The sequence below is a fragment of the Hymenobacter ruber genome (assembly GCF_054783255.1).
This window is the reverse complement of sequence record NZ_BAAGQX010000002.1, coordinates 293,640-315,160: the sequence shown is the minus strand read 5'-3', so window position 1 is coordinate 315,160 and position 21,521 is coordinate 293,640. Positions and strand designations below refer to the sequence as shown.

Below are 21,521 nucleotides of genomic sequence, written 5' to 3'. Positions count from 1 at the left end.
GCTTTTTTAACTGCGAAGTTTTCCACAATTTTGTCCCCCTCTAAAAAATAACGCCTCCCACGGGCGCTTGATTTCGGTCTTCTTTTTGCTCCCGGTTTGTGGCCGGTTTCCTTTCAAACGTTCAAATGCTCAAGGATTTTCGCACGGTTTGGGCTGGCTGCTTGCGCAGCATCTCGGCGGAAATCGGGGAGCAGAGCTTTAGAACTTGGTTCCAGCCCATTGTGCCGGTCGAGCTGAAGGGCAACGTGCTCACCATTCAGGTGCCGAGTGCCTATTTCTACGACTGGCTGGAGGAGCACTACGTGGACGAGCTGCGCCGCGCCCTCTACCAGCAGCTAGGCTCCGAAGGCCGCCTCGAATACAGCGTGGTGGTGGACCAGGGCAACGACCAGACGCCGCCTCGTGCCCTGCACCTGCCGCCCACCCGCAAGCAGGCCGCCCCCGACCCGCGCGACGCGCCCCAGCCCATGCCCGGCACGTCCGTTGGCAACCACTTGGCCGCCAATCCGCTGGCCGGCAGTGCCCGCGCCGCCTCGGCCCGCTACGTCAACTCGGGAGCCGTGCGCACCACACCGCGCGGCAGCAATTTCGCCAATGCTGCCGGGGCTGACACGCTGGCCCCGCCCCGCAACCCCTTCGACCAGGCCCGGCCGATGGACGGCAACCTGGTGCCGTCGCAGCTCAACGGCTCGTACACGTTCGACAACTACATCGAGGGCGACTGCAACCGCCTGGCCCGCTCGGCCGGCCTCGCCGTGGCCAACAAGCCCGGCACCACCAGCTTCAACCCGCTGATGGTGTACGGCGGCGTGGGCCTGGGCAAAACCCACCTTGTGCAGGCCATTGGCAACCACATCAAGGCCACCGCGCCCGAGCGGTTCGTGCTGTATGTGTCGGCCGAGAAGTTCACCAACCAGTTCATCGACAGCGTGCAGCGCGCGCAGGTGCAGGACTTTGCGAACTTCTACCTGCAGGTCGATGCGCTGATTCTGGACGACGTGCAGTTTCTGGCTAATAAGGGCAAGACGCAGGAGATGTTCTTCCACATCTTCAACCACTTGCACCAGTCGGGCAAGCAGATTGTGATGACCTCTGACCGGCCGCCCAAGGACCTGCTGGGCCTGGAGGACCGGTTGCTGAACCGCTTCAAGTGGGGCCTGACGGCCGACGTGCAGAGCCCGGATTTCGAGACGCGCGTGGCCATCATCCGCAACAAGATGGAGCAGGACGGCATTGATATTCCGCCGGACCATGTGGTTGATTATCTGGCTAATTCGGTGCACACCAACGTGCGCGAGCTGGAAGGCGTTATCGCCTCGCTGGTGGCGCAGAGCAGCCTGAGCCGCCGCGACATCGACCTGGAAATGGTTAAGCAGGCCCTGCGCCACATCATCGAGGAAGTGGAGGCCGAGGTCAACCTCGACTTCATCCAGAAGACCGTAGCCGCGTATTTCAGCATTTCAGTCGATTTGCTGAAGGATAAAACCCGCAAAAAAGAAGTGGTAACGGCCCGGCAGGTCGCCATGTACTTTGCCAAGCACCACACAGCCCATACGCTGAAAACCATTGGTTTCCATTTTGGTGGCCGCGACCATACCACGGTGATGCATTCGGTACAAACCGTGTCAGACCTGGTGGATTCGGACAAGAAATTCCGCGACCAGGTGGAGGAGCTGCGGAAGAAATTTGCCAAGAAATAGGGCTTGCGACTCTGAATAGCGCAAAAAAAGAGGCTCCAGACACTGCGTCTGGAGCCTCTTTTCGTTCAGAGAAATAGGTTAAGCGGCCGCCGTCGGACTCACTTCCTGCAAAGGCAGGCTGTGCTTGGCGGCGAACTCACGGACCTGCTCACGGAAACTCAACTTGCGGCGTTTGCCTTTCACTTCGCGCAGGTTGAGGGCGTAGATTTCGCCGTCTTTCTGGCGCACGCGCAATGCGGCGGGCTTCAGCTCCAGCGCAGCAATGTTTTCGGCGGCGAATACCTGTTTGGGGCGAAACAGGCCGTTTTTGTGTACGATGTAGCCGGGGGTGAATTCGAGGTAGCTCTGGGTGCCAAAAATAGGGGCATTATTCACCAGCACGTAGCCCAGATACACGAACGTGAACACCAGAAATACCCAGTGCAGGAAGTGGTAGTCCGTCGCACCGGTATTGCTCAGAATGCCAAACAGCACGTAGGCCAGCCAAAACAGGCCGATGGCGAGCTGGCCCCAGAACGGGACGCGGGAATTGTTGGCGGGGCGGAGGCGGATGCGGGTGGTACCAGTGGGCATAGGGACAAATTTAGTTGCTAGTTGTTAGTTGTCGGTTGCCAGTGACCGAAAAGAACGGAGAGTCAGCAAAAGCACGAACGTGATGCAGAGCGCAGCGAAGCATCTTTACCGCAGTCAGTAAAATTGGTTACTGACTGCGGTAAAGATGCTTCGCTGCGCTCTGCATCACGCAATACTGCCTGTTCAGGCCAAGAAATCTAGCCCACAAATTTCGCTTCCAGCGTCATTTTGGGCACGGCGCTCAGCACTTTTGATACCGGGCAGTTTTCCTTGGCATCTTCGGCGTGCTTCTGAAAGTCGTCGGCATTGATGTTGCCGCCGGTGACGTGGCCCTCGGTGCGGAGGTGGATGTGCTCGATGATGGGGTGGCCGTTGTTGGGGTTCATCGTCACGGTGCTGGTGGTGGTGATGCTTTCTACCGTGTGGCCGTGTTTGGTGAGCACACTGGTCAGGTACATGGTGTAGCAGCCGGCGTGGGCCGCGCCGATGAGCTCTTCGGGGTTGGTGCCGGGCTTGCCTTCGAAGCGGCTGCCTACCGAGTAGGGCGCGTTGAGAAGGCCGCTGTCGGTGCTGAGGGTGCCGCTGCCTTTGATGTCGCCGTTCCAGACGGCTTTGCCTGCATGGTCTGCCATGATGAGGTGGATTGATGGGTTGGTGAATTGGTGGATGAGCCTTGACCGTCGGAACGGCCGGTCCCAAAGCTTAACGCTGGCAAGCTACGCAGGTTGCCCCGGCCGCGCCGGCCGACCTCGGCCAACGTACCTTCGCAGCCCTTCCAACGGCCTTTTACTTTCGGAATAAATGGGATTGAAAGCCACCCTGAGCCAACCCCTGGCCCGCTACATTGCCCGCCGCTACGCCCGCTGGCAGCACCGCCCCGAAACCACTCAGCGGGAACTGCTGACGAAACTCACGACCACGGCGGCCGGCACCGCCTTCGGCCGGGCGCACGAGCTGGGCGGCGTCCGCACGCCCGCCGACCTAGCCCGGCAGGTGCCCGTGCGCGACTATGAGGCGCTAAAGCCGTACTTCGACCGCACCCAGGCCGGCGAGGCCGACGTGCTCTGGCCCGGCCGGCCGCTGTATCTGGCCAAAACCAGCGGCACCACCTCCGGTACCAAGTACATCCCCATTACGAAGGATAGCATTCCCAACCACATCGACGGGGCGCGGGATGCGCTGCTGTACTACATCTACCGCACCGGCCGCAGCCGGTTTCTCGATGGCAAGTTGATATTCCTGTCCGGCTCGCCGGAGCTGGAAATGCACCATGGCATCCGCACCGGCCGGCTCTCGGGCATTGCCAACCACCACGTGCCCGCCTACCTGCGTCGCAATCAGTTGCCCAGCTACGCCACCAACATCATCGAAGACTGGGAAACCAAGCTGGAGCGCATCGTGGACGAGACGCTGGGCGAGAAAATGACGCTCATTTCCGGCATTCCGCCTTGGGTGCAGATGTATTTCGACCGCCTCACGGCCCGCACCGGCCGGCCCATCAAGGACATTTTCCCCGATTTCAACCTGTTCGTCTACGGCGGGGTCAACTTCGAGCCCTACCGCGCCAAGCTCTTCGAAAGCATTGGCCGGCCGGTGGACAGCATCGAATTATTCCCGGCTTCCGAAGGCTTCCTGGCCTTCCAGGACGAGCCCGGCAACCCGGGGTTGCTACTGTTGCTGAACAGCGGCATCTTCTACGAATTCATTCCCGCCGAGCGTTTTTTCGAGCCCGACGCCCCCCGCCTCACCATTGCCGATGTGGAACTGGACCGCAACTACGCCGTCGTCCTCACCTCCAACGCCGGCCTGTGGGGCTACAGTATCGGTGACACGGTGCGCTTCGTGAGCCTGCGGCCGCACCGCGTGGTGGTCACGGGCCGCATCAAGCACTTCCTGTCGGCCTTCGGCGAGCACGTGATAGGGGAGGAGGTGGAGCAGGCCCTGCGCGAAGTCATGGCCCGGACGCCCGAGGTCGAAGTCACCGAATTTACCGTGGCCCCGCTCGTGAGCGACGACCCCGCCACGCCCTCGCGCCACGAGTGGCTGGTGGAGTTTGCCCGCGCCCCGCACGACCCCGCCGCCTTCGCCGCCGCCCTCGATACCGCCCTGCGCCGCCGCAATACCTACTACGACGACCTGCGCCGGGGCAACATCCTCGTGCCGCTACAGCTCACGCCGCTGCCCGCCGGGGCCTTCCAGCGCTACATGAAAAGCCTGGGCCGGCTGGGCGGGCAGAACAAGGTGCCACGCCTGGGGAACGATAGGAAGGTGGCTGAGGGATTGTTGAACGTAAGATAATTACCCGTCATGCGCCTCGCCTTCGACCTCGACAATACCCTCATCCGCTGCGGCCACGATTTTCCGCTCGAAAAGCCTCAACGCCGCCTGCTGGCCCGGGTGCTGGGCAATGAGGGCTTGCGCCACGGCATCAAAGAACTCGCCGACCATTGCCGCCAATGCGGCTGGGAAATATGGGTATACACTACATCTTACCGCAGCGCTTGGCGTATTCGCCGCCTCTTCTGGATGCACGGCATCCGGCTCGATGGCGTGGTGAACCAGCAGCGGCACGACCGCGAAGCCCGCGCCCGCTGCACCAAGCACCCGCCCAGCTTCGGCATCGACCTGCTGCTTGACGACTCCGAAGGCGTGCGGCTGGAAGGGGAGCGGCACGGCTTTCGGGTGCTGGTAGTAGCGCCGGATGATGGACAGTGGACCGAGAAGGTGCGGGCCGCGCTGGATTCGTTTTAACTTAGCCCCATGCGCAAGTTTCTCAGCCTCTTCAGCTGCTGGCTGCTGCTCTCCGGCAGCATCAGCCAAGCGCCGCCTGCTGCTTTTCCTGATGTGCCAACCATTACCGAAACCTCGGTGGGCAAAGCCCGGATTGGAATGCCGGTCACGGAATTGCGGAAGCTGTATAGCGGCTACACATTCACGCCCGCCTATTTCGGCTCGTATGGCTACGATGAGTTTCCTGATAAGCCAGATGCAATAATTGTGAGTAAAGGCAAGTCAAAGCTCTTCCTCTACTATACCAGCTACGATACATTCCCGAACCGCATGGTTTACAGAAAAGACGTTGCAGTGCTTATTGCGCTCCATCCGGCTTACGTTATGAAGAATGGCATCCATGTAGGGAGCACCTCCGAAGCACTGCTAAAGGCAGTTCCAACCATCCGGACCGCTCCCGATGCTATGTCTTCCGATAATATTCAAATAGCCACCAAAAAGGGTGCTGCCATCGAATATGGGTTTCTCAACCAACCAGATTTAGGCCCACAACGCCCCAATCATTATGGAGAAGACGTGCCGATTACAATCAAAACCGGCAAGATTTCCTGGATTGTAATCCACGCCAAATGACCAAACCCGCCCTCCACGCCGCCTGCCACGCCTTCATCGAGCAGCGCATCAGCGCCGCCCGCACCGCCATGCAGGCCGCCCAGGAATCCTCCTCCTCCGAAACCAAGAGCAGCGCCGGCGATAAGTATGAAACCGGCCGCGAAATGGCCAACGCCGAGCGCGACCGCAACGCCGCCCACATGCAGCAGGCCCAGCAGCTGCAAGCCGAGCTCGCCCGCATCAGCCCCGATGCCCCCTGCGACACCGTGCGCCCTGGGGCCTTGGTAAGCACCAGCTTGGGCCGGTTCTACATTAGCATCAGTGCTGGCAAGCTGGAGGGGACGGATGTATTCGCAGTATCGGTGGCCGCGCCCATGGCCGTGGCCCTCAAGGGTCTGCGAGCTGGGGAGGAGGCCGTTTTCAACGGCAAAACGGTTCGGATTGAAGCGGTAGAGTAGGGGAAATACTACTTCCAGGCCCCGCCGCCGTCGGCGGGTTTGTCGCCGCTTTCGGGCTTGATGAGCTTGAACTCCACGCGGCGGTTCACCTTGGCGTCGGCCTCGGTCACCTCGTCCTTGAGCGGGTGGCTGGAACCGTAGCCGAAACTTTCGATGCGGTTGGGGGCCAGCTTGCCCTTGCGTTCGATGTACTTGCGGATTTCCTCGGCCCGGTCCTGCGAGAGCTTCTCGTTCACGTCGGGGTCGCCGCTGGTGTCGGTGTGGCCCGAAATGCTGAGCCGGAACGTGGGATGGTCTACCAGAAACAGCGCAATGCGGTCCAGCGTGGTGTGCATGCTGGGCAGCACGTTGGCCTTGCCCGCCTCAAACTCCAGGTTCTTGAAAATGAGCGGCAGCTTGTAGTCGATGCTGTTGGTGAGCAGCGTCATCACCGTGTCGCCTTTCAGCGCAAACTGCTTTTCCACCGAGAAAAAGTCGTTGCTCTGAATCAGCATCGCGTAGTGCGAGCCCTCAATCAGCTCAAAGTCAAACGTGCCATCGGGCCGGATAAACTTGCTGGCCACCTCCACGCCATTATCGGTATCAATAATGCTCACGATGCCCTTCAGCGGCTTGCTGTTCACCGAATCCAGCAGCGTGCCTTCCACCCGGGTGGTGGCCAGCGGCTGCGCCTCCATCGGCAGCGGGAAAGAGTAGAGGTCCAGATTATTAATTTCCGTGGCCTCCGAGCGGGCGTAGTACAGGTTCTTGCTCTCCCTATCGATTGTGAAATAATACTCCGAGCCCTTGCCGTTCACCAGCGGGCCAATGTTTTTGGGCTCCTGCCAGCGCCCGCCCACGCGGTAGGTTTTGTAGATGTCGAAGTCGCCAAAATTCAGCAATTGCCCCCGCGAGCTGAAATACAGCACGTGGTAGAGCGGGTGGTAAAACGGGCTCACCTCGTTTTCCCGCGTGTTCACCACCGGCCCCACGTTCTCGGCCGGGCTCCACTGCCCGTTTTTCAGCTTGCGGGTATAATAAATGTCTGACAATCCAAACCCACCCAGCCGGTCCGACGCAAAGTACAGCGTGTCCTCGCCTTGCGACAGCGTAGGCTGCGAGTCCCAGCCCAGCGAGTTCACCATTGGCCCCAGGCTTTTGGGGGCGCTCCATTTGCCGTCCTTTCCCCGCGTGGCGGTGTAGAGGTCGCAGTTGCCGTGGCAGGTGGCGCACTCGCACCGGGCAAAGTAAATGGTCTTTCCATCCTTGCTCAGGCAGGCCGAGCCCTCGTTGTTGGGCGAGTTGATGGGCTTGGGCAGCGGCTCGGCATCACTCCAACTCACCCCCTCGCGGCGCGAGAGGTACAGGTCCTCGTCCACCACGCCGGTCAGCCCGCGCCGCTTGCGCTTGCTGCTGAAAATCAGGAGCGAGTCGTTGCCCGCCAGCGCCGGGCCATAGTCTGCCGCCTTGCTGTTGATGGCGTCGCCCATGGTCGTGTACACGCCTTTGGGCGGGTGGAAGGTGTTGAGGTTCTTGCGGTACTCCACCAGGTCGTAGTACGTTTTCAGGGGTACGTACAGGTCGGTGTTCTTCTGTTCCAGCGAGTCGTAGTAGAGCTGTACGCGCTTGGTATCGGCGCGGCTGTGCTTCAGGGCCAAGCGGTAATAGGCCTTGGCCTTCACGGTCTGGCTGTCGCGCTCCAGCAGCTGGCCCAGTCGCCAGAGCATGTTGGTGTTCTTCTCAAAATTGACCGGCCCGAACTTGGCCACATAGTCCTCCAGCAGCAGGCGCGTCTGGTGGTACTGCCGCCGTTTTTCGGCCTTGGCAATGGCTTTCAGCGCCTTCTTGTCCTCGAAAAACGAGTATTTGTTAATGAAAATAAAGTCGGGCGTACCATCCGGCCGCAGGTGCAGCTTGCGGCTCACACGGCTGTTGAGGCCGCGCACGCGGTAGGTGCCAGGCGCGATGGACGGCTTGGGTGCCGTAGCGGCCGGCTTGGGGGCAGCTGCTTTTTTGGGCGCGGCCGATGCCCCGCCGCTGGTGGTATCGGCAGAAGGAGAGGCGGCGGCGGGAATACGTTTGGTGGGCCGGCGCTGGGCCTGCGCAGCGGGCGCAGCCAGCAGCCACGCTGCTGCGCTCAGCAGCAAAAGCAACCAGCTTCGACGTAATAAAGCCGACATGGGTAGAGTTTTGACCATAAAATATTGCGCAAGTTGCCAACAATTTAGGGAATTAGCCATATTTGGTGCCCGCCGCCGTTGCTGGTGCGCCGCTTTGGCGGCTTCGGCCCGCTGGCACGGCCCTTGAAGCCCAAACGCGCCGGGAACCCGTACCTTGTATCTTCCCTATCAAAAGGCCCCAAACTGCCATTCTGGCACCTGCGGCCGTTGCTTCTGCTTTATCTCCTTTCATGCATCTGGCCTCTCTTTATCCTTTCGCTGCGGCTCCGGTTCGCACGCTTAGCGACGCTAATTCCCAACCCGAAGCCATTGCCATTATGGCCGCCGACCCCGAACACCTGCTACAAGGCGACGACGCCCCGCCCACCTTGCCCATCCTGCCGGTGCGCAACACCGTGCTGTTTCCCGGCGTGGTGCTCCCCGTGACCGTGACGCGCAAAAAAAGCGTGAAGCTGGTGCGCAAAGCCTACGCCGACGATAAACTTCTCGGCGTGGTGGCCCAGCTCAACCCCGATGCCGACGAGCCCACCGCCGAGGAGCTGCATACCGTGGGCACTCTGGCCCGCATTCTGAAGCTGCTGGAACAGCCCGACGGCCAGATTACCATCATCCTGCAAGGGCAGGTGCGCTTCACGGTAGAAGAGCAGCTGAGCTTCACGCCGCTCGTGGCCCGCGTCAGCTACTTCCCCGAAGTGGCGCTGAACCCCGAAATCCCCGGCGAATTTGGCCTGCTCCAGGCTATGCGCGAGGCCGCGACCAAGGTGCTGGAGCTCACGCCCGAGATTCCGATGGAAGCCCGGGCCATGCTCGACGGCATTCAGTCGCCGGCTTTCCTCACGCACTTCCTGTCGAGCAACGTGCAGCTCGACCTGCCCGCCAAGCAGCGCCTGCTGGAGCTGGCCGACCCTGAGGAGCAGGCCCGCCTGCTCCTCGAAGCCCTACTCAGCCAGGCCGAACTGCTCGAAATCAAGCAGGATATCCGTTCCAAAACGCACACTGGCATTGATGCCCAGCAGCGCGAGTACTTCCTGCGCCAGCAGCTCAAAACCCTGCAGGATGAGCTGGGCCAGGACGGCTCCGAAGAAGACGTACACCGCCTCAAGGCCCGCGCCGAAACCAAGAAATGGCCCGAAGCTGTGGCGCTTCACTTCCGCAAGGAGATGGAGAAGCTGACCCGCACCAACCCCATGGCTCCCGATTACTCGGTGAACATGAACTATGTGGAGTTTCTGCTCGACCTGCCGTGGGGCGAGTACACCAAGGACAAATTCAACCTCAAGCAAACCAAGAAAATCCTCGATGCCGACCACTTCGGCCTCGAAAAGGTGAAGGAGCGCATCCTCGAATACTTGGCCGTGCTCAAGCTGAAGCAGGATTTGAAAGCGCCGATTCTGTGCCTCTACGGGCCTCCCGGCGTGGGTAAAACCAGCTTGGGCCGCAGCATTGCCACGGCCCTGGGCCGCAAATACGTGCGCATGAGCCTCGGCGGCGTGCGCGACGAAGCCGAAATCCGCGGCCACCGCAAAACCTACGTGGGCGCCATGCCCGGCCGCATCATCGCCCAGATTAAGAAGGCCGGGGCCTCGAACCCGGTTATTATTCTCGATGAGATTGACAAAGTGAGCAGCGACTTCCGCGGAGACCCCAGCTCGGCCCTGCTCGAAGTGCTGGACCCTGAGCAAAACGCTACCTTCACCGACAATTATCTGGAAGTGGAGTATGACCTGAGCAAGGTCCTGTTCATCGCCACCGCCAACTCGCTCGATACCATCCAGCCGGCCCTGCGCGACCGCATGGAAATCATCGACCTGACCGGCTACACGCAGGAGGAGAAGGTGCAGATTGCCCGCAAGCACCTCTGGCCCAAGCAGCTCAAAGAGCACGGCCTGGGTGAGGCCGAAGTGAAAATCACCGACGCCGCCCTGCACCGCGTGGCCGACGACTACACCCGGGAATCGGGGGTGCGCGGCCTGGAGCGCAAGCTGGCCGCCGTGACGCGCAACCTGGCCCGCCGCAAGGCCGGCAAGGAGCCCCTGCCCGCCACCATGGAGCCCGCCGAAATCCGCAAAATCCTCGGCGCGGCCATTTTCGACCGCGACCAGTACCAGGACAACGAAACTGCCGGCGTGGTAACCGGCCTGGCCTGGACCAGCGTTGGCGGCGACATCCTGTTCGTGGAAAGCCTGCTGAGCCGGGGGCGCGGTAAGCTCACGCTGAGCGGCCAGTTGGGCGATGTGATGAAGGAATCGGCCATTACAGCCCTCAGCTACCTGCGTTCGCGGGCCGATGAGATTGGCATCGACTACCGTTTGTTTGAGCAGTACGACCTGCACATTCACTTCCCCGAAGGCGCGGTGCCGAAGGACGGCCCCAGCGCAGGCATTGCCATTTTCACCAGCATGGCCTCGGCATTCACCCAGCGCCGGGTGCGCGCGCACCTGGCCATGACCGGCGAAATAACCCTGCGCGGCAAGGTGCTGCCTGTGGGCGGCATTAAGGAAAAGCTGCTGGCCGCCCGCCGCGCCGGCATGAAGGACATTATCCTCTGCCCCAAAAACCGCAAGGACATCGAGGAAATTCAGGAGGACTACCTCAAAGGCCTCACTATCCACTACGCCGACCGCGTGGACGACGTGCTGCGCGTGGCCCTGCTCGATGAGCTGGTGCCGCACCCCCAGAAGCTGCCCGTGCGCGACGAGCCCGTGCCCGCCCCCGGCCCCAGCGTGGAGGTGCAGTAATAGGGCTAAATAAATTTCTCCGAACGTCATGCTGAGCGGAGCCGAAGCATCTCTACCGCCAAAGTAATTATTTACTCTCGCGGTAGAGATGCTTCGGCTCCGCTCAGCATGACGTTTTGGTGTCCTAAAAAGTAGCCCGAAAGTAATTTCCAGGCCAGCCGTTGCGTTATCGCCCCAGGGAGGCTTTCCTTCCTCCGTACCTTAGCTATATGAAGCAGCTTTCCGCGCGCCGGGCTACCGGTTTTTTACTTCTGATTGGGTTGATGGGGCTGCGGCCAGCGGCGGCGCAGCAGTTGGGCGGCCGCACGGTATTTCCGTTTCTGGACCTGCCGCCCAGCGCCCATTTGGCGGCCTTGGGAGGGATGAGCGTCTCGGCCCGCACCGACGACCCCACCATGCTCTACGGCAACCCGGCCCTGCTCAACGCCGACATGGACGGCCGCCTGGCCCTGAGCTACGTGGCCTACCTGGCCGATATCAAGCAGAGCACCGCCGCCTACGTCTTCAATACCGAGAAAGCCGGTCGCTTCGGCGTGGGTGTCACCTACCTCAACTACGGCAGCTTCGAGAGCTATGACCCGGCCGGCAACAGCCTGGGTACATTTAGCGTGAATGAGTACACGGTGGGCGTGACGGATTCTTATACCAAGGGCAAATTCACGTTTGGGGCTACCACCAAGCTGGCCGTGTCCAGCATTGCGGGCAGCCGCTCGCTGGCCGGTGTGGCCGATGCCGGCGTGGTGTACAAGCACCCCACGGCCGATTTCACGGCGGGCCTGGCCGTGAAAAATGCCGGCTATCAGTTCTCGCCCTACCCCGGCACCGAGCGCGGCCCGCTGCCGCTCGACGTACAAATCGGGGCCACCGTGAAGCCCGAGCACATGCCGCTGCGCTTCTCGCTCACGGCCCACCACCTGCAGCAGTGGGACATTCAGTACCTTGACCCCAACGCCCGTGGCCAGCTTGATGCTAGCGGCAACGAGAAAAAGGCGACCAAAAGCTTCGGCGACAACCTGGCTCGTCACTTCACCGCCAGCGCCGCCCTCATCCTCGGCAAGGGCTTCCAGCTCCGGGCTGCTTACAACCACCTGCAGCGCCGCGAGTTGCGCCTTGAGAACACCAGCGGCAGCGCCGGCTTATCGTTTGGCGTGATGCTGAAGATTAGCACCTTCCAGATTGACTACACCCACGCTACCTTGCAGGCGGCTGGCTCCAGCGAGTATTTCACTATTTCGCGCAATTTGAATTCCCTGTTTAAAAAGAAGGAGTAAACAGTCTAATTGAAACGAACAACGCCTGTCATCCCGAGCGAAGCGAAGGGCCCTCTCACATTTGCACCATCAAACCGGCGCAAACGTGAGAGGGCCCTTCGCTTCGCTCGGGATGACAGTTCTTTTATCCTCTCCCTCCCTGCCTCCGTACACTGCCCATGCTCAACCAAGATTTCCTGACCCCGGCCCAGATTGTGGCCGAACTCGATAAGTACATCATCGGCCAGCACGAGGCCAAGCGTCACGTGGCCATTGCCCTGCGCAACCGCTGGCGCCGCCTACACGCTCCGGCCGATATGCAGGCCGAAATAGTGCCCAACAACATCCTCATGATTGGGGCCACCGGCGTGGGCAAAACCGAAATTGCCCGCCGCCTGGCCCACCTCGCCGACGCGCCCTTTGTGAAAGTGGAGGCCAGCAAGTTCACCGAAGTAGGCTACGTGGGCCGCGACGTGGAAAGCATGGTACGCGACCTCGCCGAGCAATCCTTCAACCGCGTGAAGGCCCGCCGCCAGGAAGCCGTAAAAGCGCAGGCCGCTGATGCCGTGGAAGAACTTATTCTCGATGCCCTGATTCCGGCCATCTCCCAGCCTGCGGGCACCAAAACCGGGCTCGGTTTCGGCAGTGGGGGAGGCGACGAAATGCCCCATTCCGATGCCGAACTCAACGAGCGCACCCGCGAGCGGTTCCGCCAGAAAATCAAAAACGGTGAGCTCGAAGACCGCAAAATTGAAATCCAGGTAGCGCAGGCCGGCCCCAGCATCGGCGTGATGGGCGCGCCTCCCGGCATGGATGAAGGCACCCTCTCAGGCCTGCAGGACATGCTGGGCAACATGATGCCCAAGAAAACCCGCAAGCGCAAGGTGACCGTGGCCGAAGCCCGCAAGCTCCTACTCGACGAGGAAGCCGCCAAGCTCATCGACCTGGACGAAGTGAAGGACGAAGCCGTGCGCCAGTGCGAAAACGCCGGCATCATCTTTATCGATGAGATTGACAAGGTGGCCAGCAGCGGCGGCAAAAGCGGCGGCGGTGGTCCCGACGTGAGCCGCCAGGGTGTGCAGCGCGACCTGCTGCCCATCGTGGAAGGCTCAGCCGTGAACACCAAGTACGGCATTGTCAACACCGACCACATCTTGTTTATCGCTGCCGGCGCCTTCCACGTCTCCAAGCCCTCAGACCTCATTCCCGAGCTACAGGGCCGCTTCCCCATCCGCGTCGAGCTGCAAAGCCTCTCCAAGCAAGATTTCGTCCGCATTCTCAAAGACCCCAAAAATGCGCTCACCAAGCAGTACGAGGCCTTGCTGAAAGCCGAAGAAGTGGAGCTGACCTTCGAAGATGCTGCCCTGGAGCGGGTGGCCGAAATTGCCTTCGAGGTGAACGCCGAGGTGGAGAATATTGGGGCGCGCCGCTTGCACACCGTCATGAGCCGTCTGCTCAACGACATTCTCTACGACGTGCCGGATAAGATTGGGGCCAATGCCCGCATCCTCATCACCGCCGGTCTGGTTGATGAGCGGCTGAGCAATATGGTGAAAAACCGCGACCTGAGCCAGTACATTTTGTAGCCTCACTTGTTTAGATAAATAAAAAATCCCGGCCAATTGGCCGGGATTTTTTGTGTGTAGCAAGCGAAGGCAGTGGGTTAGTATCCAGGATTCTGCTGAGCGGCCAGCGTGGGATTGCTGCCAACCTCCAGGGCCGGGATAGGCCACAGGAACTGCGTAGCCGTGGCCGGCGTAGCCGAAACCAGCTGGCCGGTGAGCAAGCCGGTGTTGCCGCAGGCATAGCGTGCCAGCGACACTTGGCTGCTGCCCAGGTTGCCATAGAACTTGGCCGGGATGCCGCCCCCTGGAATGGGAGCAAAAGCAGGCTCCGACGAAAGGCGTGAAATGTCGCCCCAGCGTTTGCCTTCGCCCACAAACTCGATGCGGCGCTCGTTCAGAATGGCCTGAACCAAGGCGTTGCCGGTAAGCGAGCCGGCGGCAAACTGGTCAGCAGCGGTGGTTACCGAGCGGTTGCGTACGGCATTCAGCATGCTGAGGGCCAGGGTGCTGTTGCCGGTGCGGGCCAGGGCTTCGGCTTGGTTCAGTATCACCTCGGCGTACCGGATAATGGGGGCAAAATCAGAGTTGTTAGCCGGGTCGGTGTACTTTCTGATAACGTAGCACGCCGGAGCGGCCGGGTTAGCCACCATCATCGCGGTGCGGCGCAGGTCCGCACAGGTGAAGAAGGGCGCATTGTAGAGAATGGGGCTTACCCCGAGCAAAGAGCGACCGTTGATGGTAGTGGTGGCAAACACGCTCGACAGGCCGCCGTTTACACCCGTGTTGTCAGCAGTGCTGTTTTCAATTGAAAAGATGCTCTCTGCCGTGGCAACTGGTCCGCCGGGGAAAGCCGCGCGCTGCGTGGCCATCAGTTGGTACTGTGCCGTTGAGCCGCCAAATGGAGCCGGGCTGGTGAAGGTAGTGGTGCCCGTGATGAGCTTGTTGCCTTCCTTAATCAGCTCGGTCCAGTTGGCCTGATGCAGCCGGATGATTTGCTTCATCGCAATGGCCGCGCCTTTGGTGGCCCGCGTTACCGAAGGAGCCGGTGGAGCGGGCGTAATGGCTAGGGTACGGGTTACCGGCAGGTTGGCTTCGGCGTAGTCAAGGTCGGCCAGGATTTTGGTGTAATCATCGGCCACGGTGCCGCGGCCTTGCGTTTTAGACAGCTCCAGACCGGCGATGGTATTCACCGGCGTATCGCGGTAAGGCACGCCAGGGCTGGTGCCGCCATTTTCGGCAAAGGGCCGCGAATAGTTCAGCACCAGTTCGTGGTGGGCCAGCGCCCGCAGAAAACGCAACTCGCCTTCGTAAACAGCGGCATCGGCAGCGGTGATAACCCCGGCCGCGGCCGCTTTCCGAACGCCTTCGATGGTAACGTTGGCCTGGTTTGCTAGGGCGTAGCAGTTCGACCACATATTGACGATGTTCGGGCTGGCCGTCGTCACGGTGTTCGAAAACACAATGCCGAAGAAGCCGAGCATATCGGTCACGTCTTCGCCCCGGGCATCGCCCAGGTCAATGGAAGCAGCGCCAAAAGGATAGCCGCGAACCCCTAGGGCTGTGCCGTTCAAAGGGTCGTAAAAACCCGATTGAGCCGAGTTATAAACACCGGCTACGGCCAGCGCAATGCGCGCCGGGTCGTTGTAAACGGCTGACTCCGAAAGCACGTCTTTCGGTTGCAGGTCCGTCACCTGGCAAGCTCCCAGGCCTAGAGTAGCGGTAAATGCCGCTGCCAGGACCCGTTGGCGGCTGCCGGCAATTATGCTGAATATGTTCTTCATGAAAATAGCAAGATTTAGAAATTAGAAGGCTACGTTGACGCCGCCGGTGAACACCCGCTGCTGCGGGTTGCTGTTGTAGTCAACTCCCGTCGTGTTGTTCGAGGTGGGGGAGTTGTTTACTTCGGGGTCAACACCCTTGTATTTGGTTACGGTGAACACGTTCTGGGCCTGTACGAATACCCGTACCCGGCTCAGCGTAGTGGGGCCGAGGATGCGTGCGGGCAGATTGTAGCCGAGGGTGATGTTCTGCATGCGCAGGAAATTGCCGCTTTCCACAAACCGCGACGAGCCACTACCGTCCTGGTTCACAAAGCCGCTGTTGCCCGATGCGATGCGGGGCACATCGGTCTGGTCGCCGGGGTTCTGCCAGCGGGTCAGGATTTCGGTGCTGTTGTTGAGGAAGTCGGTGCGCAGCATTTGCTGGCGCGTGATGTTCATCAGCTTGTTGCCGAGGCTATAGCGGAAAAACACATCCAGGTCGAAGCCTTTGTAGGTGAAATTGTTGCCGAGGCCACCGAAGATGCTCGGGTTGGTCTGGCCCAATACGATTTTATCGGCAGCCGTCAGCGAGCTCAGGTTAGCGCCCGTGCCGCTGTTGACGAAGGCCGCGCCGGGGTTGGCGGGGTCGTAGACGTAGTAGCGGCTGGCCGTGGTGCCGGATGGCGCGGTGCTGCCCTGTACCAGCACGCCATCAAGACGACGGTAGATGGGGCTGCCGTTGGCCTGGTTTACCCCGCGGTAGTCGTAGCCGTAAAGCGAACCCACCGACTCGCCTACGCGCGTGATGTTGTAAGTGAAGAGCAGGTCTTCGTTGTTGCTAAGCGCGGTAACGCGGTTCTTGTTCGTCGAGAAGTTGAAGCTGGACGACCAGGTGAAGTTCTCGTTGCGAACGTTTTGCGTACCAATCGTTAACTCGAAGCCCTGGTTGTACATGGCGCCCACGTTGGCGTTGTACGACGAGTTGTTGGGGATGCCGACCGAGAGGGGCGTGCGCACTGCCAGAATCAGGCCATCCACGTCGTTGCGGTAGTAGTCGGCTGATACGTTGAGGCGGCCTTTGAAGAAGCCCAGGTCAATGCCGTAATCCTGTTTTTTCGAGGTTTCCCACTTCAGCTGGTCGTTGCCGAACTGACCGTAGCTGATGCCCGGCTGCGAAGCGTATTGCGCGGGCTGATAGTAGCCCACGTAGGGGAAGTAGCCAATGTTGGTGTTGCCAACTGAAGCATACGAACCGCGGATTTTGAAGTCATTCCAGACGTTAACCAGTGACGAATTCTTGAAGAAACCTTCTTCCGATACGCGCCAGCCCAGCGACCCACCGGGATAGGCATGGCGGCGGGTGGCCACCGGCAGCGACGAGAGTTCATCCGAACGCAGCGTGAAGCTAACCAGGTAACGGTCTTTGAACGAGTAGTTCAAGCGGCCGAAGTACGATTGCAGGCCGTTTTCCAGGAAGTCACCGAAAACAGTAGGGGTAGAAATCGTGGAGCTGATGATGCCATTCTGGCCCAGGGTGCGGTCAGAAAGGCCGGTACCCTGCGCCTGGTAGTAGGAGGTAGTGGTTTTCTGGTATTCGGCACCTACTACCACGTTGATTTTGTGGTTTTCGCCGATGACGTTGTTATAGGTAGCCGTGTTGATGAAGTTCCAGCGAATGCTGGGGCTGAACGACTGGAACACCGACCCATTCGGGCCTTTGCCGTCGCCTTGGCGAGGGTCCAGGTACTGGAAGTCATCTTGCAGCTGGGTGTCGGTACCCATTTGCGAGCGCAGGCGCAGGTGCTTCACCGGCTCTACTTCGAGGTAGCCGCTGCCCAGAATGCGGTAGCTCAAAGAACGATAAATGTTGTTTTCGAGCGGGAAAATGATGTTGGGATAAGCGAAGGAAATGCCTGCTTTGTTGCTGCCCTGGCCCAGGGCCCCGGCGGCATTGGAGTACGGCGTGCCATCGGGGTTGCGGGCAGGCACGTTGGGCAGCAGCACCAGCGCGTTGGCCACGTTGCCCGACAAGGTATTTACCGCCGTGTTCAGGCCCAGGGTTTGCGTGCGGCTCAGGCCGAGCGTCATGCCCACCTTCAGCCAGCTTTTCACTTCCGAATCAAGGTTGGAACGGAAGCTGAAACGCTGCAGCGAGTTGGCTTTAATAACGCCGGTCTGGTCGGTGAAGCCGCCCGAGAAGTAGTAGTTGGTTTTGTCGGTTGCACCCGACACGGATACCACATGGTTCTGCTGGAAGCCCGTGCGGAAGATTTCGTCCTGCCAGTTGGTGCTTACCGGGTTGCCGTTGCTGTCGTTGTAAGGAGCCGCGATGGTGCCCGGACCGCCTGCATTGCGCTCCTTTTCGTTGCTGATAGTGATAAAGTCAGCCGCGCCCAGCACTTCGTAGCGCTTCAGGGTTTTGGCTACGCCGAGGTAGGTGTCGTAGGTAACGTTGGCTTTGCCTTTGCGCCCACGCTTGGTGGTAATAAGGATAACGCCGTTGGCAGCCCGCGAGCCGTAAATAGCGGTTGCAGAGCCATCTTTCAGCACTTCGTACGACTCGATGTCGTTGGGGTTGATGTCCGCCAGCGCGCTCGAACCATTGGCGAATGCGCTGGTATTGCCCGTGAAAATGGGCTGTCCGTCTACCACTACCAGCGGGTAAGTGCCTGACGAGATGGAGTTGGTGCCCCGAATCTGGATGCGGGGCTGTTGTCCGAGCAGGCCGGTTGGCGTCTGCACGTTCACGCCTGCGGCCCGGCCCGCCAATTGCTGAGCGAAGCTAGGCGTGGCCAAATCTGCAATGGCTTCGCCCTGCACCGTCGCGATGGAGCCGGTCAGGTCGCGGCGCTCCTGGGTGCCGTAGCCGGTCACCACAATTTCGTTGAGCTGCTTGGTATCCGTTGCCAGCGCCAGCGATATCTGAGAGTTGCTGCCAATGGCACGCTCCTGCGATACCATGCCCACAGAGCTGAATACCAGAGTGCCACCATTTTCTGGTACCGACAGGCTATACGCCCCGTCAGCATTGGTGGAAACGCCGTTGGTGGTGCCTTTCAGAAGCACCGTAACACCCGGCAAGCCGTTACCTGATACCTGGTCTGTTACCTTCCCCGAAACGGTGCGCGTTTGCGCCATCGCTCCGTGAAGAAGGGTAAACATGAGCATCAGACTCATGAGTAAGATTTTTTTCATGGACTAAGGGTTAAAATTGAAAAAAGGTAAAAATTGGGGGAACTGTTGAGATTATCAAAAATAGGCCATTGTTCCCATACCATTAGCATATGACCAACAGCAGGCGATAAAAATTGCTGCATTCGCAAGCATATTGCTAAAGACTGCTGAATTTGCTAAATGTGTTGATTAATAATTACTTGTCTCTATATTGTCTATAATTGATTGTGTGGTGACAATAAGGTAGTAAACTGTATTTCACCGTTATCCAGGCATTTACACAGCAGCTTTTAATGAAAAAAGAGTGCCCGGAATCGGTTGATTCCGGGCACTCTTTTTTCATTAAAATTTCATTGCCGTTGTAAAGGGCATCATTCAATGCCTTTTACAATGGCAATGACCGTTGCGGTACTCATACGATTCATCGGGCAGTCACTGCGCGATGACCGGCCGATGGTTTCTACTTGAAGATGGCAATTGCAGCCAACGGAGCGTTAATCAGCGAACTGGCAAGTAGAGTATTGTCGGCCGAAACCGGGGTGAGGACGATGCGTCGCCCGTCTTTCAGCACGTACTCAAATGTGAATACAATGGCGTCGTTCCGGATAATCCGGTTGTTCAATGTGAGCACCGCAGGGTTTGCCAGAACGGCGAGGGTGCCGGGCACAGCACTAGGATACAGGTCTTTGAGAGCCTCCTGGCTGGTGAGGGTAACAGTCGCCGGAAAGCTGGTGATATCCCCAACTTTTACCCGCGGGCCGAACGCTCCGCCGCGCCGGAAGCTCTTATACACCTCAACGGTTTGCAGCTCGGCGTACCCTTGCGAAGGGTTCACGACAAACTGAAACTCGGGCCGGGTGTAGTAGGCTGGCCGCGTAGAAAGGCTATCAATTCGTATCTGTTCGGACAGTTGGCTTCTTCTGTAAGGGAAGAATGATTTGTCGGCGTTTACTTCCGGGATAATCAGCGGAACACTTTCGTTTTTAGGCTCGGGAAGCTTGCTGCTTTCGCGGCAAGACGACAGCCCAGCAACTGCCGAGAGCAACAGCAGGCAACTGGCAAAATAATTTTTCATGAATCAACAAAGATGAAGTCAGACGTTAAAAAGAGGAGAACACCTTCCTATTTGTCCCAGAAAATGGGCGCGGTCACGTCGCGCTGGGAGCGGGGTGAGTTGGGGTTCAGCGTCAGGTCGTTGGTAGGGTAGTACAGGCGCAAGGGGAACGGTCCGTTGGCCCGAGTAGCGCCGTCGTCAACCAACAGGCCGCTGTTGGGCGCGCTCAGCGATACTGCTTCCTGCGATACTCGAATGGTGGGATGGCCCGTGCGGCGGAAGTCGGTGTAAACATCTACTCCGTAGCCAAAACTTGCCACGTACTTCTCGTACATGATAACCTCGAGCTTGTCTTCGGCCGTGGCCGCGTTATCAAACCGCGCCAAAGCACTGTTTTTGTAGGTCGTGATGCTGGCGGCCGGAATAACAGGGCTACCATCAGCCGTAGCAATGACGTTCACTTTGTTGAATGAGGCCTGCAGGGCATCGCTGAATGCGGCACGCGCAGCGGCTACATCATTATATACGGTCAGGCGCAGCTCAGCTTCGGTGTATTTGAGGCTGTAGTACGTGAGCAGGCGCTGGGGCGCTTCCGCCTTGCCCGAAGTGGTGCCGGTTTTGCCACCCTTGCCATCGTCGTAGCGGCCGCCTACGGGGTACAGGCCCTGTACGGTTTGAACACTCGCCGTGCTGGCCACGCTGGCATACTGGCTCGATGTACCGGGGCGCACTGTTACGAAACGCGGGTCCAGGGGGCTGATGTAGTCCTGGTTAGTCGTCGAGGCACCAACGGCCAGCTGGTTGTAGAAGTAATATGGTTTGCGCGGGTCATTCAGCGTCAGCATGCCTTCGTAGAAATACCGACCGATGCGGTTTTCTGGGTTTGCATTGTAGTCGGTCACGTAGCCCGGGTTGCGGTTATCAGGGTTGGCCGTATTGAGGTAGCCAAGCTGAAAGTCGCCGACTTCCTCGGCCATGAGCGGTCCGGCGGTGCCATTCAGCAGGGGCTCAACCTGGTTCCGTACCGTAGCTGCGGCAGTGGTTTTGCGCAGCTGGTTGTACAGCTTCAGCTTGAGAGTGCGGCCAAAGCGCGCCCACTTGTCTAGGTCGCCTTTATAAATCAGGTCAACTTCGCCCAAAGTAGGTTTAGTTGGTACTGCACCGGTCTTGGCCAGGTTGGCAAGTCCTTCGTCAATCAGCGAAAACAGGCCCTGAATACTGGCGGTGCCGTTGTAAATGTCCTCGTCCTTATCAAAGCGCGGGGCAGGGTTTACTTCGCCCTTCAGGGCTTCCGAATAAGGGATGTCGCCCCACACGTCCACCATCTGGCTGAACACGTAGGCCTTCTGGAGCTGGGCAATGCCCACATAGTTCCAGCGCTGCTCGGTAGTGCCCTGCGTGATAATGCGCTCATTGTTGATGAGTACGCCGCGGTAGAGCACTGCCCATTCGCCGCTGAAGGAATCACCGGTTTGCTGGAAGTTGCCGATGCTGCGGGTATTGTACAGCTGCTGCATCAGGGCCATGGTGTACTGGCTCAGGCCGCCGATGTTATCACCCAGGGCTTCTGCCATGTTTACCTGCGTCACAGGCAACAGGGAATACAAGCCCACTGCCGTTGGCGTCAGGGGGTTCACGTTGACGTTATAAAAGTCTTTGCAGCCCGGGGCTACGGCCAACGTACCAGCCGAAGCCAGTACCAGGCAAAATTTCAAAAATTTCATAGGACAAAAAGCCGAATTCAAATG

The 21,521-nt window shown here is 59.5% G+C and carries 15 protein-coding genes; 8 read left to right on the top strand and 7 right to left on the bottom strand.

What is annotated here, in order from left to right; all coding sequences use genetic code 11:
* Positions 1-125: 125 nt before the first annotated feature.
* Positions 126-1,700, top strand: coding sequence for a chromosomal replication initiator protein DnaA (dnaA, locus tag ACYVM5_RS01970; protein WP_460616501.1), 1,575 nt, complete (start codon positions 126-128; stop codon positions 1,698-1,700).
* Positions 1,701-1,778: 78 nt separating this feature from the next.
* On the opposite strand, the gene ACYVM5_RS01965 is transcribed toward dnaA, so the two are convergent.
* Both ACYVM5_RS01965 and ACYVM5_RS01960 read right to left on the bottom strand, forming a co-directional pair.
* Entirely contained in the window at positions 1,779-2,273 is a 495-nt protein-coding gene (locus ACYVM5_RS01965) for a hypothetical protein (RefSeq protein WP_460616500.1), read from the bottom strand.
* Between the two features lie 197 nt (positions 2,274-2,470).
* Positions 2,471-2,905, bottom strand: coding sequence for an OsmC family protein (locus ACYVM5_RS01960; RefSeq protein ID WP_460616499.1), 435 nt, complete (start codon positions 2,903-2,905; stop codon positions 2,471-2,473).
* A 169-nt stretch (positions 2,906-3,074) separates the two neighbouring features.
* Between ACYVM5_RS01960 and ACYVM5_RS01955 the strand changes: the two genes are divergently transcribed.
* The 4 genes from ACYVM5_RS01955 to ACYVM5_RS01940 are packed head-to-tail and all read left to right on the top strand — an operon-like array spanning position 3,075 to position 6,073.
* Positions 3,075-4,571, top strand: a complete 1,497-nt coding sequence (locus ACYVM5_RS01955) for a GH3 domain-containing protein (RefSeq protein ID WP_460616498.1) — start codon at positions 3,075-3,077, stop codon at positions 4,569-4,571.
* 9 nt (positions 4,572-4,580) lie between these two features.
* A complete protein-coding gene (locus tag ACYVM5_RS01950; protein WP_460616497.1) occupies positions 4,581-5,024 on the top strand; it encodes an HAD family hydrolase in 444 nt (147 codons plus the stop codon).
* Between the two features lie 9 nt (positions 5,025-5,033).
* Complete coding sequence (locus ACYVM5_RS01945; RefSeq protein ID WP_460616496.1) at positions 5,034-5,636, top strand: hypothetical protein; 603 nt, start codon at positions 5,034-5,036, stop codon at positions 5,634-5,636.
* On the top strand, positions 5,633-6,073 hold the full coding sequence (locus ACYVM5_RS01940; protein ID WP_460616495.1) for a 3-oxoacyl-ACP synthase: 441 nt from the start codon (positions 5,633-5,635) through the stop codon (positions 6,071-6,073). The genes ACYVM5_RS01945 and ACYVM5_RS01940 overlap by 4 nt, the downstream gene beginning before the upstream one ends.
* An 8-nt stretch (positions 6,074-6,081) precedes the next feature.
* On the opposite strand, the gene ACYVM5_RS01935 is transcribed toward ACYVM5_RS01940, so the two are convergent.
* On the bottom strand, positions 6,082-8,232 hold the full coding sequence (locus ACYVM5_RS01935; protein WP_460616494.1) for an OmpA family protein: 2,151 nt from the start codon (positions 8,230-8,232) through the stop codon (positions 6,082-6,084).
* A gap of 230 nt (positions 8,233-8,462) precedes the next feature.
* On the opposite strand from ACYVM5_RS01935, the gene lon reads away from it, so the two are divergent.
* The 3 genes from lon (at position 8,463) to hslU (ending at position 13,806) form a co-directional block, all read left to right on the top strand.
* Positions 8,463-10,970 carry an endopeptidase La gene (gene lon, locus ACYVM5_RS01930; protein ID WP_460616493.1) on the top strand — a complete coding sequence of 836 codons (2,508 nt, stop codon included), beginning with the start codon at positions 8,463-8,465 and terminating at the stop codon, positions 10,968-10,970.
* 209 nt (positions 10,971-11,179) lie between these two features.
* Positions 11,180-12,241 carry a type IX secretion system protein PorQ gene (porQ, locus tag ACYVM5_RS01925; RefSeq protein WP_460616492.1) on the top strand — a complete coding sequence of 354 codons (1,062 nt, stop codon included), beginning with the start codon at positions 11,180-11,182 and terminating at the stop codon, positions 12,239-12,241.
* Positions 12,242-12,399: 158 nt separating this feature from the next.
* Positions 12,400-13,806 (top strand): ATP-dependent protease ATPase subunit HslU, encoded by a 1,407-nt coding sequence (gene hslU / locus ACYVM5_RS01920; protein ID WP_460616491.1) that lies wholly within the window; start codon positions 12,400-12,402, stop codon positions 13,804-13,806.
* A 77-nt stretch (positions 13,807-13,883) separates the two neighbouring features.
* On the opposite strand, the gene ACYVM5_RS01915 is transcribed toward hslU, so the two are convergent.
* From ACYVM5_RS01915 to ACYVM5_RS01900, 4 genes are all read right to left on the bottom strand, one after another.
* Positions 13,884-15,566 (bottom strand): RagB/SusD family nutrient uptake outer membrane protein, encoded by a 1,683-nt coding sequence (locus ACYVM5_RS01915; RefSeq protein WP_460616490.1) that lies wholly within the window; start codon positions 15,564-15,566, stop codon positions 13,884-13,886.
* A 21-nt stretch (positions 15,567-15,587) separates the two neighbouring features.
* Entirely contained in the window at positions 15,588-18,740 is a 3,153-nt protein-coding gene (locus tag ACYVM5_RS01910; RefSeq protein ID WP_460616489.1) for a SusC/RagA family TonB-linked outer membrane protein, read from the bottom strand.
* A gap of 439 nt (positions 18,741-19,179) precedes the next feature.
* On the bottom strand, positions 19,180-19,794 hold the full coding sequence (locus tag ACYVM5_RS01905; RefSeq protein WP_460616488.1) for a hypothetical protein: 615 nt from the start codon (positions 19,792-19,794) through the stop codon (positions 19,180-19,182).
* 47 nt (positions 19,795-19,841) lie between these two features.
* The gene (locus tag ACYVM5_RS01900; protein WP_460616487.1) at positions 19,842-21,497 is read right to left on the bottom strand and encodes a RagB/SusD family nutrient uptake outer membrane protein; all 1,656 of its coding nucleotides are present in this window, start codon (positions 21,495-21,497) and stop codon (positions 19,842-19,844) included.
* Positions 21,498-21,521 lie beyond the last annotated feature (24 nt).